Raw genomic sequence first — 1,584 nt, 5'->3', positions numbered from 1 at the left:
TAAACCAGCTAATAGGATGTCAACATTTTTCATTAAACGTGTTTATGTTTAATTGTTATACTGAAATTGAGCATGGCAAATAACCATCCGTCGCAATGATGGAAGGATTTATCTCTATTGTTGCTTATTGGTATTAAGCAAGATCAAGGAAAGTTTCTTTACGCTTTAAGAGGGTAAAAATCCAGTGGATCAGTTTGTTCGCACAAGCAACGACCGTGACTTTAAATGGCTTTCCTTCATCGCGTTTTCTGTCATAAAACTCTTTTAGTTTCTTATTGCGTGAACTCCTGATACCGCATAGGACAGCCATATATAAGGCATGTCGCAGCCTGCTGGAACCTCTTTTCGTGATTCGATTAATTGTTGCAGTGAACTTGCCAGAAGAATGCACGCTGGGATCGATTCCGGCAAAGGCAACAAGTTTTTTAGGGTGATTAAACCGCTCTATCTCACCAATTTCAGAGATAATCGTTGCCGCGATTTTTTCTCCGATACCAGGGATAGATTGGATAATCTTATATTCTTCAATTTCTGATGCGAGAGCATCAATTCGGTGCTCTAAATTGGACAGATGCTCTTGATATTGAAGAATGATACGAATATACATCTCAAGACTAATCAAATGACTTTCGTACACAACTTTTTGAAATGGATTGCGGCTTGCTGCATCCATTATTTTTTTCGCCTTTTCTTTGGCCCAAGCGTTGGAACGACTGATACATATAGCTGCGATTCGTTCCGTCAATTCAGATTCCCTAGCTTTTAAGACCTCTTCCGAGGTAGGGAACTCTAGTAAAATGTGCAAGGATACCTTTGAAAACAAGTCCCCAAATACACTTCTGAACTCAGGGAATACTTGGTCTAAAATGGCATGGAACTGTAATTTTGCTTGCGTGCAAAGATCGGTTAGAGATTCGTGCTGTCTTGTAAGATTACGGAGGTTTAACAGCTGTAACCCTCTCTTCTTATGAGGTTGTAGTTCCTCCTTGTAATACAGCTCACATAAATGATAAGCATCGATTGCATCAGTTTTGACCTTGCGTAAGCTTGATTTTTTCGCTTGATAAGAGATGAGTGGGTTTATCACAATATATAAGTAGTTTTGTTCTTCTAGAAACTGAGTAATTGGAGTCTGATAATGTCCAGTTGACTCCAAAACAACCGGAGGTTGTTTACTAGTTATACTTTCTACATTCTTGAGAAAGTGAAGAAAAGTATCTAGTCCCTCGCGAGTATGCGAAATGCTAAAGCTTTTTCCGTATGGCTGACCCTTGTCTAAAAATGCTTGAACTTGACTTTCCCCTTTAGATACATCCAGACCAACGACTGGATTCATTGTATCGCTCCTTTTCCAAGATAATTTGCCGGTAACCCCTAGTCCTGCTTGTAGTATCATAGCTTCGCTTGTTATACGAGATCTAAGTCCCAACCAGCCTCAAACATGTTTCTACAAGTAGGGGGTGAACAGTTTAGCGGACGGGGTCAATGCCCCACGGGCAGGGACGTTCTACCCCGGCTACCGTAATCGTAGAACTATATAAAAAATGGTCAACCAGTAAAAACTGGCTGACCTCATAATACGAA

Annotated in this window: 1 protein-coding gene; it reads right to left on the bottom strand. The window is 40.3% G+C overall.

The genetic code is table 11. From position 1 onward, the window contains the following. Nucleotides 1-133: 133 nt before the first annotated feature. On the bottom strand, nucleotides 134-1,336 hold the full coding sequence (locus AN963_RS10360; protein WP_055744536.1) for an IS110 family RNA-guided transposase: 1,203 nt from the start codon (nucleotides 1,334-1,336) through the stop codon (nucleotides 134-136). Nucleotides 1,337-1,584: the final 248 nt, after the last annotated feature.

The organism is Brevibacillus choshinensis (assembly GCF_001420695.1).
Taxonomy (GTDB): Bacteria; Bacillota; Bacilli; order Brevibacillales; family Brevibacillaceae; genus Brevibacillus; species Brevibacillus choshinensis.
This window is presented reverse-complemented; position numbering and strand designations above follow the sequence as displayed.